This window comes from Microbulbifer rhizosphaerae, assembly GCF_014191725.1.
Classification (GTDB): Bacteria; Pseudomonadota; Gammaproteobacteria; order Pseudomonadales; family Cellvibrionaceae; genus Microbulbifer; species Microbulbifer rhizosphaerae.
Genome location: NZ_JACHWZ010000001.1, coordinates 212,603 through 228,674 on the forward strand (window position 1 = coordinate 212,603; position 16,072 = coordinate 228,674).

General features: G+C 62.5%; 18 protein-coding genes. 5 read left to right on the forward strand and 13 right to left on the reverse strand.

The features are described 5' to 3' along the window. The 12 genes from mgtE to FHS09_RS00845 all read right to left on the reverse strand — a co-directional run bounded on the left by mgtE (nt 1) and on the right by FHS09_RS00845 (nt 10,100). Complete coding sequence (gene mgtE, locus FHS09_RS00790; RefSeq protein ID WP_183455684.1) at nt 1–1,368, reverse strand: magnesium transporter; 1,368 nt, start codon at nt 1,366–1,368, stop codon at nt 1–3. A 181-nt stretch (nt 1,369–1,549) separates the two neighbouring features. Then, entirely contained in the window at nt 1,550–1,819 is a 270-nt protein-coding gene (locus FHS09_RS00795; RefSeq protein ID WP_183455686.1) for an HPr family phosphocarrier protein, read from the reverse strand. 17 nt (nt 1,820–1,836) lie between these two features. Next, nucleotides 1,837–2,697 carry an RNase adapter RapZ gene (gene rapZ / locus FHS09_RS00800; protein WP_183455688.1) on the reverse strand — a complete coding sequence of 287 codons (861 nt, stop codon included), beginning with the start codon at nt 2,695–2,697 and terminating at the stop codon, nt 1,837–1,839. Between the two features lie 81 nt (nt 2,698–2,778). Further along, complete coding sequence (gene ptsN / locus FHS09_RS00805; protein WP_183455690.1) at nt 2,779–3,240, reverse strand: PTS IIA-like nitrogen regulatory protein PtsN; 462 nt, start codon at nt 3,238–3,240, stop codon at nt 2,779–2,781. A 3-nt stretch (nt 3,241–3,243) separates the two neighbouring features. After that, nucleotides 3,244–3,555, reverse strand: a complete 312-nt coding sequence (hpf, locus tag FHS09_RS00810; RefSeq protein WP_183455692.1) for a ribosome hibernation-promoting factor, HPF/YfiA family — start codon at nt 3,553–3,555, stop codon at nt 3,244–3,246. Nucleotides 3,556–3,769: 214 nt separating this feature from the next. After that, nucleotides 3,770–5,215, reverse strand: a complete 1,446-nt coding sequence (locus FHS09_RS00815) for an RNA polymerase factor sigma-54 (protein WP_183455693.1) — start codon at nt 5,213–5,215, stop codon at nt 3,770–3,772. 188 nt (nt 5,216–5,403) lie between these two features. Continuing rightward, nucleotides 5,404–6,129, reverse strand: a complete 726-nt coding sequence (lptB, locus tag FHS09_RS00820; protein WP_183455696.1) for an LPS export ABC transporter ATP-binding protein — start codon at nt 6,127–6,129, stop codon at nt 5,404–5,406. 48 nt (nt 6,130–6,177) lie between these two features. Then, on the reverse strand, nt 6,178–6,720 hold the full coding sequence (lptA, locus tag FHS09_RS00825; RefSeq protein ID WP_183455698.1) for a lipopolysaccharide transport periplasmic protein LptA: 543 nt from the start codon (nt 6,718–6,720) through the stop codon (nt 6,178–6,180). Next, a complete protein-coding gene (lptC, locus tag FHS09_RS00830; RefSeq protein WP_183455700.1) occupies nt 6,707–7,273 on the reverse strand; it encodes an LPS export ABC transporter periplasmic protein LptC in 567 nt (188 codons plus the stop codon). The genes lptA and lptC overlap by 14 nt, the downstream gene beginning before the upstream one ends. Next, nucleotides 7,273–7,809 (reverse strand): KdsC family phosphatase, encoded by a 537-nt coding sequence (locus tag FHS09_RS00835; RefSeq protein WP_343057376.1) that lies wholly within the window; start codon nt 7,807–7,809, stop codon nt 7,273–7,275. Before FHS09_RS00835 ends, lptC begins: the two co-directional genes overlap by 1 nt. A gap of 295 nt (nt 7,810–8,104) precedes the next feature. Then, nucleotides 8,105–9,079, reverse strand: a complete 975-nt coding sequence (locus tag FHS09_RS00840; RefSeq protein ID WP_183455704.1) for a KpsF/GutQ family sugar-phosphate isomerase — start codon at nt 9,077–9,079, stop codon at nt 8,105–8,107. 55 nt (nt 9,080–9,134) lie between these two features. Beyond that, the gene (locus FHS09_RS00845; RefSeq protein WP_183455706.1) at nt 9,135–10,100 is read right to left on the reverse strand and encodes a calcium/sodium antiporter; all 966 of its coding nucleotides are present in this window, start codon (nt 10,098–10,100) and stop codon (nt 9,135–9,137) included. 245 nt (nt 10,101–10,345) lie between these two features. Between FHS09_RS00845 and FHS09_RS00850 the strand changes: the two genes are divergently transcribed. From FHS09_RS00850 to hisD, 5 genes are all read left to right on the forward strand, one after another. Next, nucleotides 10,346–10,999: an MlaC/ttg2D family ABC transporter substrate-binding protein gene (locus tag FHS09_RS00850; RefSeq protein ID WP_343057364.1), complete on the forward strand. Its 654-nt coding sequence runs from the start codon at nt 10,346–10,348 to the stop codon at nt 10,997–10,999. Between the two features lie 94 nt (nt 11,000–11,093). Then, nucleotides 11,094–11,327, forward strand: coding sequence for a BolA family protein (locus FHS09_RS00855; protein ID WP_183455708.1), 234 nt, complete (start codon nt 11,094–11,096; stop codon nt 11,325–11,327). A 106-nt stretch (nt 11,328–11,433) separates the two neighbouring features. Further along, nucleotides 11,434–12,696 (forward strand): UDP-N-acetylglucosamine 1-carboxyvinyltransferase, encoded by a 1,263-nt coding sequence (murA, locus tag FHS09_RS00860; RefSeq protein ID WP_183455710.1) that lies wholly within the window; start codon nt 11,434–11,436, stop codon nt 12,694–12,696. Nucleotides 12,697–12,844: 148 nt separating this feature from the next. Next, the gene (gene hisG / locus FHS09_RS00865) at nt 12,845–13,474 is read left to right on the forward strand and encodes an ATP phosphoribosyltransferase (protein WP_183455712.1); all 630 of its coding nucleotides are present in this window, start codon (nt 12,845–12,847) and stop codon (nt 13,472–13,474) included. A 10-nt stretch (nt 13,475–13,484) separates the two neighbouring features. Beyond that, a complete protein-coding gene (hisD, locus tag FHS09_RS00870) occupies nt 13,485–14,786 on the forward strand; it encodes a histidinol dehydrogenase (protein WP_183455714.1) in 1,302 nt (433 codons plus the stop codon). A gap of 103 nt (nt 14,787–14,889) precedes the next feature. Here hisD and FHS09_RS00875 read toward each other — a convergent pair whose 3' ends face one another. Further along, the gene (locus FHS09_RS00875; protein WP_183455716.1) at nt 14,890–16,038 is read right to left on the reverse strand and encodes a trypsin-like peptidase domain-containing protein; all 1,149 of its coding nucleotides are present in this window, start codon (nt 16,036–16,038) and stop codon (nt 14,890–14,892) included. Nucleotides 16,039–16,072 lie beyond the last annotated feature (34 nt).

Here is a 16,072-nt window from a genome sequence, read left to right on the forward strand (position 1 = left end):
TTAACCGTAGTACCAGGCCGCCAGACCGAGAAAGGACATAAAGCCTACGACATCGGTGACAGTGGTGAGCGCCACGCCGCCGGCCAGGGCCGGGTCTATGCGCATGGCGCGCAGCACTACCGGCAGTATGGCGCCGGCCAGGGCCGCGGTAATCAGGTTGATGATCATCGCCGCGAGGATGATCAGGGCAATTCTGGCATCGCCGAACCACAGGCCGGCCACCAGGCCCATCACCATCGACCAGAGCAGGGCGTTGAGGGCGCCGGAACCCAGCTCCCGGGAGAGCAGCCAGTTCAGGTTGCTGCGGCCTATCTGCCCGAGGGCCATGCCGCGAATCACCACGGTGAGGGTCTGGCTGCCAGCCACGCCGCCCATGCTGGCGACGATAGGCATCAGCACTGCCAGCGCCACCACCTTGTCGAGTGTCCCCTGGAACAGGCTGATCACCCAGGACGCGAGCAGGGCGGTGAGCAGGTTGATGCCCAGCCAGACCGCGCGGCGTCGCGCGGTGCGTCTTATAGGCGCGAAGGTGTCCTCCTCCTCGTCCAGGCCGGCAAGGCTCATCAAGGAGTGGTCGGCATCCTCACGGATCACGTCCACCACGTCGTCGATGGTGATGCGACCCAGTAGACGGTTGTCTTGGTCTACCACCGGCGCGGTAATCCAGTCGTACTTCTCGAACAGACGCGCGACCTCGCTGTCGGCGAGGTCCGCCGGTATCGGCTCCACGTCGGTGTTCATCACCTCGCGCACCGTGACCGAGGGGTCGGTGGTGAGCAGTTTGGAAAGCGGCAGCAGGCCGATGTACTGGTCCTTGCGGTTGACCACGAACAGGTTGTCGGTGGATTCCGGCAGCTGCTCGTGGCGGCGCAGGTAGCGCAGCACCACGTCGAGGGTGAGGTTGGGGCGCACGGAGATGGTGTCCGTGTCCATCAGGCCGCCGGCGGTCTCCTCGTCGTAGGGGAGTACCCGCTCCACTCGCTGGCGGTCGCGTTCGCTCATGGCGGAGAGCACTTCCGCCATTACCCGCTCTGGAAGCTGCTGCAGTATGTCGGCGATATCGTCGGCGTGCAGGCCTTCCATCAGCGCCACCATTTCCTCGGTGTCCAGGGTGGCGAGGATCTGGCTCTGCACCTCGTCGCTGAGTTCTTGCAGGACCTCGCCCTCGACCTCCTTGTCGATCAGTTCCCAGATCACCTGGCGGATCCGCGGCGGTGAACTCTCCAGCAACTGGGCGATGCTCTGCGGCGTGAGAGTGCCCAGCATGCGCCGGACTTCGCGTCCGGTGCCGCTGTCGAGGGCAGCGAACAGCTCGCTCAACTGGTTCTGTGCGCGGAATTGAATTTCAGCCGGTGGCGGGTTGGGCACGGAGGCTCCTTCAATGCGGAATGATGAATGCGGAATGCGGAATGGTGGTCCGTGCCGCTGTAAGAGCGGCCGGCGGCCGGGATCGATGGGCGCTGAACGCGTGATCGCCGTCAACGGCCGTTTCTACAGCGGGGAGCTGGCCTCTATTCCGCATTCCGCATTCATCATTCCGCATTAACTTTCACTCCGCTTCGTCGAAACGGTTTGCCACCAGCTCGCTGATGGCGCTGAGCGCGGCCTCCTCATCGCGGCCGTCGACCTCCAGTTCCAGTTCAGAGTCCTTTCCGGCGGCCAACAGCATCAGCGCCATCACGCTCTTGCCGTCCACGCACTTGCCCCGACAGTGCACTTTTATATCGGAGGAGAAACGCGCGGCGGTCTGCGCGAACTTGCTGGCGGCGCGGGCGTGCAGGCCCAACTTGTTGATGATGGTGATCTGGCTTTTCTGCATGGGTTGTTTCGACGTGGTTACTGCGATTGTTCGCGGTGGCGGACCTGCACATTATCGAACTGGCTGGAGAAGGCCTTCGCCAGCTGTTCCACCATATACACGGAGCGATGGCGACCGCCGGTGCAGCCCACGGCGATACAGGTGTAGCTGCGGTTGCTCTGCTGGTAGGAGGGCAACCAGCGTTGCAGGAACTGGCCGATATCCCGCTCCATATCCCCGGTTTCCGGCTGTGCGCGCAGGAATTCGATTACTTCCGGATCGCGGCCGGTTTTGTGGCGCAACTCCGCGATCCAGTAGGGGTTTGGCAGGCAGCGCAGGTCGAACACCAGGTCTGCGTCCACCGGCACGCCGTGCTTGTAGCCGAAGGACTGGAACAGGATCGCCATGCCCGGCGATTCCTCGCCCACCACCCTGGTTTTCACCAGGTCGCGCAGCTGGTGCAGGCTGAGGCTGCTGGTATCGATTACCAGGTCCGCTATGGCCGCCAGCGGGGCGAGCAGTTCCTTTTCCCGGTTGAGGGCTTCCACCAGGTGGGTGCGGTTGTCGCTGAGGGGATGTTTGCGTCGGGTTTCGCTGAAGCGTTGCACCAGCACCGGTGAGCGGGCGTCCAGGTAGATGACATCGCACTGCACGCCGCTTTCGCGTAATTCCTCGATGACCCGCGGTGCCTGCTGTACATCCTGCCACAGGTTGCGCGCATCGATGCCCAGTGCCAGTCTGGGGTTATCCACCGGGGGCTGCTCGCGCACCCGCCGCACCAGTTCTGGCAGCAGGCTGGCTGGCAGGTTGTCGATGCAGTTGAAGCCGACGTCTTCCAGCAGTTGCAGGGCGGAGCTTTTACCGGAGCCGGAACGGCCGCTGATAATCACTAAGCGCATTTTTTCGATTACCAATTATCAATGATCTGTGATTGTATCTGATGCTCAATGCCAGGCGTTCATTGTTAATTGGTCACTGATTCAGGCCGCAGCGGCGCTGTCGATGGCCAGGGCGTAGAGCTCATCGCTGGTCTGGGCCTGGCGCAGCTTTTCCCGTACCCGGCTGTCGGAGAACAGGGCGGCGATTTCCGCCAGGGTTTCCAGGTGTTCCTGCTCGGCGTCCTCCGGTACCAGCAGCGCGAACAGCAGGTCTACCGGCTGGCGGTCGACGGCATCGAAATCAATCGCCGGCTCGGTGGTGCAGAGCACGCCGATGGGGCGCTCACAGCCGGGCAGGCGGCAATGGGGGATGGCTACCCCCTCGCCGATGCCGGTGGAGCCGAGGCGCTCGCGGGCGAGGAGCTGGTTGAAAATAGTGTCGGCATCCAGTTGTGGATTCTCTTCGGCGATGGCCTGGGCAATATTTAGCAGCAATTTCTTTTTGCTGCTCCCCGCCAGGTGGCAAAGACTCAGGCGGGGAGAGAGTAGGGCTTCCAATGTCATAGTTTATCGGTGGTTCTGCAGCTTCTCTTTGTGTTTCTTGAGCTGGCGATCCAGCTTGTCGGAGAGGGCGTCGATGGCCGCGTACAGGTCCTTGTCTTCAGAGGTGGCACAGAGGTCGTGTCCATTCATGTGCACCCTGGCCTCGGCCCTTTGCACCCTGGCCTCGGCCTTCTGGGTCAGTTTTTCAACCGATAGGATTACCTGGGCATTGGTAATGTTGTCGTAGTGCCGGGAGAGCTTTTCCAGTTTGCTATGGCAGTAGTCGCGGATGGGGTCGGTCAATTTCACGTGGTGGCCACTGATGTTGATCTGCATGGACTTCTCCTCATCGAGTGCGTCGCTAGCCGGCCGCTCCCGTCTGGGCCGCAACCCTACTAGGAAGTTAGCCAGAATGGAAGGATACACTCAAAGTTCGGGCGTTGGTTGCGGGCTGGGTGGAATTGGGTGCCTGCAAAGACTGACCAGGGTGCTGATATTGGTCGAGAATTTGTGACCAGAGGAGTTTCATCGGTCTATTGCGAGTGGTCTCTCAGACCAGGCGCTTGCGCTCGCTGGAGGAGGGGATGCCCATGGATTCCCGGTATTTGGCCACGGTGCGCCGGGCCACCTTGATGCCCTGGCGGTCCAGTTCCTGGGTGATCTTGTTGTCGGATAGGGGTTTGCGGGCTTCCTCGGAGTCGATCAGCTTGCGGATCATGGCGCGGATGGCGGTGGAGGAGGCGTCTTCACCGGAGTCGGTGCTCACATGGCTGGAGAAGAAATACTTGAGTTCGAATACGCCGCGGGGCGTGAGCATGTATTTCTGGGTGGTGACCCGGGATATAGTGGATTCGTGCATGCCGATGGTTTCGGCGATATCCGCCAGCACCATGGGTTTCATGGCCTCGGGTCCCAGCTCGAAGAAGCCCTGCTGCTTGTCCACGATGCTCGAGGCCACTTTGAGCAGTGTCTCGTTGCGGCTCTGCAGGCTCTTCAGGAACCAGCGCGCTTCCTGCAGGTGGTCGCGCAGAAAGTTGTTGTCACTGGAGCTGTCGGCGCGTTTGATCAGTGCCGCGTAGTCGCCGTTGATGCGCAGTTTTGGGGTGGTCTCCGGGTTCAGTTCCACCAGCCAGCGCTGCTGTTTGCGGCTGACGATGATATCCGGCACCACATACTGGGTCTCCTCGCCACCGAAAGCCTCCCCGGGATGGGGATTCAGGGTCTGGATCAGGCGCACCACCTCGCCCAGCTGTGCTTCGCTCAGACGTGTGCGGCGACTCAACTGACGAAAGTCGCGCTTGCCCAGCAGGTCCAGGTAGCTGCCTACCACGATCTGCGCCTGCTCCAGCCAGGGGGTGTTAGCAGGCAGCTGCTGCAACTGTAACAACAGGCATTCGCGGAGGTCGCGGGCACCGCAGCCGGCGGGTTCGAACTGCTGGATGATCTTGAGTACTGCGACGACTTCGTCTTCCTCAGCGTTCAGGGCCGGGGCCAGTTCCGCCGGGAGGGACTCGAGAAAGCCGCTTGGGGCGATGGCATCGATCAGGGTCTCACCGATCAGTTTGTCCTGTTCGGACAGGGGGGTGAGGTTGAGTTGCCACAGCAGATGGCTGTGCAGGCTGTCCGGCACCGAATTGCGCTGTTCCAGGGCCAGCTCGTCGCCCTCACCTCCGTTATAGCTGCCGCCGCTGTAGATGTCGTCCCAGCGGGTATCCACCGGCAGGTCGTCGGGAATGTCGTGGTTCCAGTCGCTGTCGACAGCCTCCTCTGTGCCGTTGGCGGCGCCGCTGTCGGCCTGTTGCTCCTGGGTGTTCTGCTCCCTGGCTGTCTCTGCGGGCTCCTCGCCCTCAGTCTCCAGCAGTGGGTTGCTGTCCAGCGCCGACTGGATTTCCTGTTGCAGGTCCAGGGTGGAGAGCTGTAGCAGGCGGATAGCCTGCTGCAGCTGGGGCGTCATGGTCAGCTGAGTGCCAAGTTTTATTTGAAGAGACTGCTTCATAGAAGAAACTGCAAGGCATCCGGCGGATGAATCATCTGAAAATTCAGGATGTTGCAGACTAACCCTCTGCGGCACGGCTTGCAAGCAAAAACTGTGCCGAGTTTTTCGGTCAGACGATGAATGGTGGAGTTGCAAGGGCGAATCCTGAATTCGCCCGGCGGGCGCTAGCCCGGATATCGCGCCACGGGCTAGATGGTGAACTCGTGGCCCAGGTAGACTTCCCGAACTTGCTGGTTGGCGAGCACTTCCGCCGGGGTGCCGGCGGCGATGATGTGTCCCTCGCTGACGATATAGGCGGTCTCGCAGATATCCAGGGTCTCGCGCACATTGTGATCGGTGATCAGCACGCCGATGCCCCTGTCCCGCAGGTGGCGGATGATCTGCTTGATATCGTTGACCGAAATCGGGTCCACGCCGGCGAAGGGCTCGTCCAGCAGTACAAAGTCCGGGTCTGTGGCCAGGGCGCGGGCTATCTCCACCCGGCGGCGCTCGCCGCCGGACAGCGCCATGCCGAGACTGCCCTCGATGTGGGTGATGTTGAATTCCTTCAGCAGTTCCTGGGCCTGTTGCAGGCGTTCGGCGCGGGACAGGTCCTTGCGGGTCTCCAGAATGGCGAGGATATTGTCGCGCACGGTGAGCCGGCGGAATACCGAGGCCTCCTGGGGCAGGTAGCCGATACCCTTGCGCGCGCGGCCGTGCATGGACAGGCAAGTGATGTCCTCGTCGTCGATCAGCACCTGGCCGGCATCCGCCTGGACCAAGCCGGCAATCATGTAGAAGCAGGTGGTTTTGCCGGCGCCGTTGGGGCCGAGCAGGCCGACCACCTGGCCGCTGCTGACGCTGACGGAGACATCCTGGACAACTTTGCGCTTCTTGTACTGCTTGGCGAGGTGTAACGCTTTCAGCGTTGGCATATTTTAATTCCGGTTGATCTGACAGCCTTGAGTCCGACAGGCTGCTGGCTATTGATTTTCGTCGCCGGTTCCCGGCTGCTGTTCGGTCTTTTTCTTTTCCGGTTTCCAGATCATTTCCACCCGCCCGTCGCCGGACTGGCCCCGGGCCTGCATCTGCTCGCTGGTCAGGTCGTAGTCGATGCGCTCGGCGGTGAGGGTGTTGCCGTCGCGGTCCACGTGGGCATCGCCGGAGAGGTGCAGTTCGTCGGAGCTGACGGTGTACTCGATGCGCGCGGCGCGAGCCTTGACCGGGTTCTGGCTCTGCTGGACCTGTTGCTGGAAGTGGGCTGGTTTGCCGGTGGCGATCACGCGGTTGATTTCCCCCTCGGCGTTGCCGTGGACTTCCACCCGGTCGGCGCGAATCTGCAATGAGCCTTGGGTTATCACGACGTTGCCGCTGTATACAAACAGGTTTTTGCTGCGATCGCCTTCGAAGTGTTTTGCGTCCACTTTGATCGGCTGGTCGCGATCGCCGGGCAGGGCGATGGCCTGCGCGATCAGGATCAGTGCGGAGATGGCGGCGAGCGGCCGCAGGAACTTATTTGGTTTCATAGATACTTTCTACCTCGGAGAGGATTTCCACCCGGTCTTCATTCAGATAGGCGCGCAGGCCTTTGCCTTGGGTGCGGTTGGGACCGGAGGTAATGGTAACAACTTTGTCCGTTTCGGCGTATTCCTTGCGGGGCTCAATGGTGATGCTCTGGGTGCGCAATTGGACACCGCCGGGCTTCGGCAATTCATCGATTTTTACATCGCCGCGCAATACCACCCGTTGGCCGTTGTTGTGAGCCACTCCGGTTTTCGATTCGGTATGCCATGTGGGCTGTTTGTCCTGGTAGAAGAGTATACGTGGCTCGGTGAGATCGGCGCGGTCGCGGCGGGCGAACTGGAAGTAGGTGATGCGCTCGGCGTCCACCCGGTAGGCGAGGGTGCCCTCCTGATTGAAGTGGCGGGTGCGCGCGTCGCGAATCACCAGATCTGCGGCCTGGGTGTGCTGCTGCGGTGTGGGACGCTTGCCGAGCAGTTCTTCTGGCGGGCTCTCGGCAAACCAGAGCCCCAGGCTGATGAGTGCGACGACGATTACCAGTGGCAGCCAAGTGCGCATCAGCCTTCTCCGAGATAGGGGGCCAGCGCGGCTTCGAAAGTGCCCTGCGCCTGCATGATGCGGTCACAGACTTCGCGCACGGCACCTTCGCCGCCACGTTTCCCGGTGGTCCACAGCGCGCGCTCGCGCACCGCCGGCGCGGCGTTGGGGACCGAGATGGGACAGCCGACCCGTGTCATTACCTGCAGGTCCGGGTAGTCGTCGCCCACGTAGGCCATGTCTTCCAGGCGGTAGCTCTCACCGGCAAAGAGCTCCTGCAGTGCGGTGAACTTGTCTTCGCGCCCCTGGATCAGCTTGCCCACGCCCAGTTCGTGGGCGCGGCGCTCCACCACGGCGCTGCGCCGGCCGGTGATGATGGCCACCTGCACGCCGGTCTTCTGCAGCATCTTGATACCGTGGCCGTCCAGGGTGTGGAAGCTCTTGAGTTCGTTGCCGTTGTTGTCGAAGCTGAGTCTGCCGTCGGTGAGCACGCCGTCCACGTCCAGTACCAAATGGCGCACGCGCGCCAGGGCGCTGTTGAGTTTTTCTTCAGAGATTGTCACGGATTCGCGGTCCTTAAATAGCTTTCGGGCGGCGCTGCTACCGGTGGCTTTTTGCGGGACACGGGCTGGGCGCCCCCCTTTAATACATCCCTGTACGCTCTCCGCGGCCATCCATGGCCGCAGACAAAACGGCAGGACAGCCGTTTTGGACGTCGAAGGCGCCCGAAGGGCGAGGGCCATGGATGGCCCGAGTCAACGTCCCGCAAAAAGCCCCCGGCATCAGCGCCTTCACTTAAAATTCCAGTATTCCGAGTCCCGTAGGGTGGATAAGCGAAGCGCATCCACCGGCCTAGATAACTCCGGCGCGCAGTATATCGTGCATATGCAGCAAGCCGCTGGGGCGGTGTGCCTCGTCCTCCACTACCAGTGCGGTGATCTTGTTGTCCTCCATAATACGCAGGGCTTCGGCGGCCAGGATATTCGCGGAGACGGTCTTGGGGCGGCGGCTCATCACTTCGTCCATGGTAGCGCTGTCCAGTTCCACTTTGTGATCGATTACCCGGCGCAGGTCGCCGTCGGTGAAGACGCCGAGCAGGGCCCCCTCGCTGTCCACCACGGTGGTCATGCCGAAGCCCTTGCTGGTCATTTCCAGAAGGGCCTTGGATAGCAGGGTTTCCGGGGTCACCCGGGGCAGTTCGTCGCCGGCGTGCATCACGTCTTCCACCTTTAACAACAGGCGCCGGCCGAGGGCGCCGCCGGGGTGGGAGAAGGCGAAGTCCTCGGCGGTGAAGCCTCGGGCCTCCAACAGAGCCACCGCGAGGGCGTCGCCCATCACCAGGGTGACGGTGGTGGAGGAGGTGGGGGCCAGGCCCAGAGGGCAGGCCTCGGTTTCCACGGATATATCCAGGTTCGCGTCCGCCGCTTGTGCCAGCGGCGAGTCCGATTTGCCGCTCATGCTGATCATGGGGATACCCAGGCGCTTGAGCAGTGGCAGCAGGGTGAGCACCTCCGCCGAGGAGCCTGAGTTTGAGATGGCGATCACCAGGTCGTCGCGGGTGATCATGCCCAGGTCGCCGTGGCTGGCTTCACCCGGATGCACGAAGAAGCTCGGGGTGCCGGTGCTGGCCAGAGTGGCGGCGATCTTGCGGCCGATATGTCCGGACTTGCCCATGCCGGTGACGATGGCGCGCCCGCGGCACTGGAGGATGAGTTCGCAGGCGCGCTTGAAATCGTCGTCGATGCGCTTTTCCAGCTCCGCCACCGCTTCGGTTTCCATCAGCACCGTGCGGCGCCCGGCTATCAATATGGGGTCTTGTTGGGTCATGGGCTATTACTGTTGTGAATTTTGTGAGTGTAGAGAATACCTGCGAGCTGCCGTTTCAATGATGAAACAGTAGCCAGTAATAGGCGGTGTAGCTGGCCAGCAGCAGGAGGCCCAGGCGCCGGCCGAGGCGCGCCCCGATGGGATGGCGCCACAGGCTGGCGGCAATCGCCGCCACCAACATCAGGGTGATCGTCAGCATGGCCAGGTAATCGCGGGAGAATACCGCATCTTCCATTTGCGTGGTGGCGATAATCCCCGGCACGGACATCACGGCGAGGATATTGAAGACATTGGAGCCGATGATATTGCCCAGGGCCAGGTCGAAGTGCCCGCGCAGAACACTGATGATCGAGGCCGCCAGCTCCGGCAGACTGGTACCTACTGCCACTACGGTGAGTCCGATCACCAGTGGGCTGACCCCCGCCGCCAGGGCCAGGCGTCGTGCGCCCCAGACGAGTATTTCCGAGCTGACCAGCAGTGCAGCCAGGCCGATGGAGAACCAGATGGCGGCACGCAGGGTGGTGTAGTCGCGGATTTCCACGTCCTCTTCTTCCGGGCCGTGGTGCGATTTTTTAGAGCGCACGGTAAGCCACAGCAGCGGTACCAGCAGAGCGACCAGGGTGAGTCCTTCTGCGAATGTCAGGCGCGCGTCGTAGAGCATGAAGCCCGCCAGGGCTGTCACCGCCAGTAGCGCGGGGATTTCCTGGCTGAGCAGGTGGCGTTGAGTCGGCAGTGGCGCCACCAGGGCGGTGATGCCCAGCACCAGGCCGATATTGGCCAGATTGGAGCCCAGGGCGTTGCCCACGGCCAGGTCGCCGGCCCCTTTCAGTCCCGCGCTGATCGCCACCATGATTTCGGGGGCCGAGGTGCCCAGGGAGACAATGGTGAGGCCGATCACCAGTTTCGACAGTCCCAGCTGCAGCGCCAGTGCGGCGCTGCCGGCGACAAAGCGGTCGGCGCTCCACACCAGCCCGACGAGCCCTCCCAGGATCGCCGGTGCCGCCAGCCAGACTTCCGACATGCTAACCTCATAATGAATGATGTGAAATGCGGTGCCTTGTAGCAACGGCGCGGTAGATCACTGCACCGGTGTGACGCATCGCCACACCGCCGGGCGCCGCCATGGTATAGTTTGCCGCCGCCGCTGTCAGCCTTGCCCTGTGGGCTTTGCCGGGCAGCGGGTGTAGGCGGGAAGCTGACGGCGCGCGAGGGCACTTTTGTGCGCCGTATGTATCCAAGGAACGATTTGCCAATGGGAGAATTTTTGTGACCGTATCGAATATCTACAGCCGAGTGGGTTTCCTGCCGCGGGTGAAAGCGATGGCCTGGGTGTTGCTGTTGGCCTGTTGGGCGCCTTTTGCCAGTGCCGCGCAGAACCCGTATGTCATGATCGAAGGGGTCTCCCAGAATCTGCTGGGAGTGATTCGCGCCAATGCCCAGTACATGAGCTCGGATCCCCAGCGCTATTACGGCGCAGTGGACAATGTATTGGAGCCGGTGGTGGATTTCGACTTCATCGCCCGCGGGGTGATGGGGCGCTACGCCAAGCAGGCCACCGCCGCACAGCGCTCGCGTTTTGCCAGCGCGTTCCGCAAGGACCTGGTGGCCACCTTTGCCCGCGGCGTGGCCAGCTTCGGTGAGATGGAGGTCAAGGTGGTCAATCCCGGTTCCGCCCCCGGCGGCAAACGGGTCAATGTGTTGCAGGAGGTGCGCAGCAGCGAGGGGGTTACCAAGGTCTCCTACACCCTGGTGCAGAATCGCTCCGGGCAGTGGAAGCTGATCAATGTGATCCTCAACGGGGTCAACCTGGGCAAGACTTTCCGCAGCCAGTTCGCCCAGGCGATGCAGACCCACGGTGATATCGACAAGGTGATCGCCAACTGGTCTGCGGCGGACAAGGTTGCCGACCAGGTCGGCTGACCTGCAGTCGGTGCCGGACAGCGCAGTGACGGCTGCGCTGTCCGCTCAATTCCGCTACACTGCACGCCGTTTTCAAACCGACCAATCCCCGCCTATGCAACCTGAAGAAATCAAAGCCCTGATCGAGGGGCATATCCCCGAGAGCCATGCGGATGTCTCCTTCGAGGGCAGCCACCTGATAGTCACCGTTGTGAGTAGCGCCTTTGCTGGCCTCAGCCGGTTAAAAAAACAGCAGCTGGTATACGCGGCCCTGGGTGACAAGATCGCCGACGGTACCCTGCACGCGGTGCAGATGCAGACTCTTACCCCGGAAGAAGCCGGTCAGTAAGCCGGCATCAGAATTGAAAAGGTCAATAAGGCGGCACAGGGATGTGCCGCCGCTGGCCGCAGGCCGGTCAAGTCAGACCGGCCAAGTTAAAAAGACGCGAGATTGAATGGACAAATTAATTATCGAGGGCGGCAGTCCCATCTCCGGCACCCTGAAAATTTCCGGGGCCAAGAATGCAGCGCTGCCGATACTCGCCGCGGCCCTGTTGGCGGATGGCCCCGTGCACATCCACAACCTGCCGCATCTCAACGATATCACCACCATGATCACCCTGTTGCGGTGCATGGGCTGCGATATCACAATCGATGAAAAGCTGGGGGTGGAGATCGACCCCCGCTCGGTCAACGACCTCACCGCGCCCTACGAACTGGTGAAAACCATGCGCGCCTCCATCCTGGTGTTGGGGCCGCTGCTGGCCCGTCACGGGGTGGCCAACGTGTCTTTCCCCGGCGGCTGCGCCATCGGCAGCCGCCCGGTGGACATCCACCTCAAGGGCCTGGAGGCCATGGGGGCGGAAATCACCATCGACGAAGGCTTTATCCGTGCACGCACCAACGGCCGTCTGAAAGGCGCCAATATCGTGATGGAAAAAGTCACCGTGGGCGGCACCGAAAACCTGCTGATGGCCGCGGTACTGGCCGAGGGCACCACGGTGCTGCACAACGCCGCGCGGGAGCCGGAGATCGTCGACCTGGCGGAATTCCTGATCGCCATGGGCGCGCAGATTGAGGGTGTAGGTACCGACACCCTGCGGGTGCACGGCGTGTCCCGCCTTAACCCCTGCACTTTTACCGTGATGCCGGATCGGATCGAGACCGGCACCTTCCTCGCCGCCGCCGCCGCCGCCCGCGGTAAGGTGCGCCTGACCCACACCCGCGCCGGCATTCTCGACGCGGTGCTGGCCAAGTTCGAGGAGGCCGGTGCGTATATTTCCTGCGGTGACGACTGGATCGAGCTGGACATGAAGGGCAACCGCCCCAAGGCGGTGAGCTTCCGCACCGCCCCCTATCCGGCCTTTCCCACCGATATGCAGTCCCAGTTCACCGCCATGAACGCGGTGGCCGAGGGCAAGGGCGCGGTGGTGGAGACCATATTTGAGAACCGCCTGATCCAGGTCCATGAACTCAACCGCATGGGCGCCAATATCCTGCTGGAGGGCAATACCGCGATAGTCACCGGCGTGGAAAAACTGAAGGGCGCCCCGGTGATGGCTTCGGACCTGCGCGCCTCCGCCAGCCTGGTGATCGCCGGAATGATCGCCGAGGGCACCACTATCGTGGATCGCATTTACCATATCGACCGCGGCTACGAGTGTATCGAGGAGAAGCTCCGGCAGTTGGGGGCGAATATTCGGCGGGTGCCGGGATAGCCTGGGCGCGCGGAGCTCCAGCTCCGCTTGCGGGCCGCAGGCCCGCGGTGGATGCGCTGCGCCTATCCGCCCTCCATAACCGGTAACAGGGCCGCCCCGATCTCGAACAGTGCGCCCCGGTCGTTAACGCTAAAAAACGATAACCGCTATGCAAATTACCATCGCCCTCACCAAGGGTAGAATCTTGCAGGAAACCCTGCCGCTGCTCGCAGCTGCGGGGCTGGAACCGCTGGAGAATATCTCCAAGAGTCGCAAGCTGATTTTTCCGACCAACCAGCAAGGCGTGCGCCTGCTGATTCTACGCGGCGTGGACGTGCCCACTTATGTGCAGCACGGTGCCGCGGATATGGGCGTGGCCGGCAAGGACACACTGCTGGAACACGTGGGGGACGGTGTCTATGAGCCGCTGGACCTGGGTATTGCCCGTTGCCGGCTGATGACTGCCGGGATCAAGGGAGCGGAACTGCCCCGCGGGCGCATCAAGGTGGCCACCAAATTTGTGCAGAGCGCCAAGCGCTATTACGCCGCCCAGGGGCGCCAGGCGGATATCATCAAACTCTATGGTGCCATGGAACTGGCGCCGCTGATGGAGCTGGCGGACGAGATCGTGGATATCGTGGATACCGGCAACACCCTCAAGGCCAACGGCCTGGAGGCCCGGGATACCATCGCCCAGATCAGCAGCCGGCTGATTGTGAACAAGGCGTCGATGAAAATGAAATACCAGCCCATCAACGCGCTGATTGAAAAGCTCAGCGCCGCCGTCAATAAACAATGACCAGTAAGCGATGACCAATATTCGCCAGTTACACAGCCGGGATAAAGACTTCGACGCGCAACTGGAGCGGCTGCTGGCCTGGGAGTCCGTCGCCGATACCGGAGTAGAGACGACCGTTGCGGAAATCCTGCAGCAGGTGCGCGAGCGCGGCGACGCCGCGGTGATCGAATACACCAACCGTTTCGACCGTCGCGAATTGCAAAGCGCGCAGGATTTTTGCCTGCCGTCGGAAGTACTGGCTGCTGCATTGGAGCGAATTTCCTCCACGGAGCGCGAGGCCCTGGAAGCGGCCGCCGTGCGGGTGCGCGAATACCACCAGCGCCAGTTGCAGCAGTCCTGGCAGTACACAGAGGCCGATGGCACTGTGCTCGGCCAGCAGATTACCCCCATGGAGCGGGTGGGTATCTATGTGCCCGGCGGAAAAGCCAGTTACCCCTCGTCTGTTTTAATGAATGCGATTCCGGCCGTGGTTGCCGGTGTCGACTGTGTGACCATGGTGGTGCCGGCGCCGGACAACCAGTTGAACGACCTGGTACTGGCCGCCGCCGCCATCGCCGGAGTGGACCGGCTCTACACCATCGGCGGTGCCCAGGCAGTGGCGGCGCTCGCCTATGGCACCGGGTCCGTTGCGCGGGTGGATAAAATCGTCGGCCCCGGCAACATCTTTGTCGCCGCCGCCAAGCGTGCGGTGTTCGGCCAGGTGGCGATCGATATGATTGCCGGCCCCTCGGAAATTCTGGTGATCTGCGACGGCAAGACCGATCCGGACTGGGTCGCCATGGATCTGCTGTCCCAGGCGGAGCACGACCAGCAGGCCCAGTCAATTCTGGTCAGCCCGGACAAAGACTTCCTTAAGGCGGTGGCGGATTCGTTGCAGAGGCAATTGGCGGAACTGCCGCGCCGGGATATCGCCGCTGAGTCCCTGGCCGGGCGCGGCGCACTGATCGCGGTGGAGAATCTCGATGAGGCGATCGTCCTGGCCAACCGCATAGCGCCGGAGCACTTGGAGGTTTCGGTGGAAAACCCCGAGCGCTACCTGCCGCAGATCCGTCACGCCGGCGCCATCTTCCTGGGGCGTCACACCGCCGAAGCCCTGGGTGACTACTGTGCCGGCCCCAACCACGTGCTGCCCACCAGCGGCACCGCGCGCTTCTCGTCGCCACTGGGGGTGTACGATTTCCAGAAACGCAGCTCGGTGATCTATTGCTCGCCACGGGGAGCCGACCAGCTCGGCCGTGTGGCCGCCACTCTCGCCCGGGGCGAGGGGCTTGAGGCGCACGCGCGTTCGGCGGAGTACCGGGTCAAGGAATAAAAGCCGGCTGCGGAGTTATTCGCTATCGGGGATTTTGGTCGCCTGCCAGGCCAGGGCCCGCCATTCGCCGTTGCGTTTCACAAAGGTGCCGGTGTTGTTTTGCTCAGCTGCGCCGCTGGGCTTTGGGTTTTTCCGACACAGTGGCGTTCACGGTGTTTTCTTCGCCGTTGCGGATAAAAGTGATCGACACGGTATCGCCGGGGCGCAGGGTGGCCATGGTGGCCATAGGGGCCACGGCGCGCCGGCCGTCGTTGATGGGAATGCCGTCGATATGGGTGATCACGTCGCCCGGCTTGAGCCCCGCTTTGTGCGCCGGCCCTTGGTTATAGATGGCGGTGACGACCACGCCGTTGCTGGAACTGAGGCCGAAGGAGCGCGCCAGCTGTGGATTCATAGGCTGGGCTTCGATGCCCAGCCAGCCGGGAACCACCTGACCGAACTCGATAATGTCCTGCATGACCTTGAGGGCAATGTTGGACGGTATCGCGAAGCTGATGCCGCCGGAGTAGCCGGACTGGTTGAGGATGGAAGTATTGATACCCAGCAGGCGACCGTGGGCATCCACCAGTGCGCCCCCGGAGTTGCCCGGGTTGACCGCGGCGTCGGTCTGCAGGAAATTCTGCAGGTAGCTGCCGGTGCCGCTATTTTCCAGGTAGCGGCCGGTGGCACTGATGATGCCCTGGGTCACCGTCTGGCCCACGCCGAAGGGGTTGCCGATGGCCAGTACTACGTCACCCACCTGGGCCTTCTCCGGCTCGCCCACCTCGATCACGGTGAGGCTGGGCAGGGTGATCTTCAGCACTGCCAGGTCGAAATTTGAGTCGCTGCCCACCACCTGGGCCTGGGCCTCGCGGCCGTCAGCCAGCAGAACCACGATGGCGTCGGCGCCGTCGACCACGTGGTGGTTGGTGAGGATATAGCCGTCGTCGCTGATGATGACCCCGGACCCCAGGTTGGACTGCATGCGCTCCTGCTGGGGCAGGTTCATGCTGTTGAACAGGCGCCGGAACAGCGGATCGTCGAACAGCGGGTGACGCCGCTGGGGCACCGCCTTGCGGGTGTAGATGTTGACCACTGCCGGGCCGGCGCGGTTGACCGCGTCGGCGTAGGACACCGGTCCTTCGGCCGCGCTGCCGGAGGGGCCCGCCGGCGCGTCGCGAAACTGCGGAAACAGCAATAACAGCGCCGCGGCGATTACCAGGCCAATACCGACGGGCGCGATCCAGTCTTGCAGAAAACGTTGTAGGGACACTCTCGACTCCTCGATTTGACGCCATTATACATGG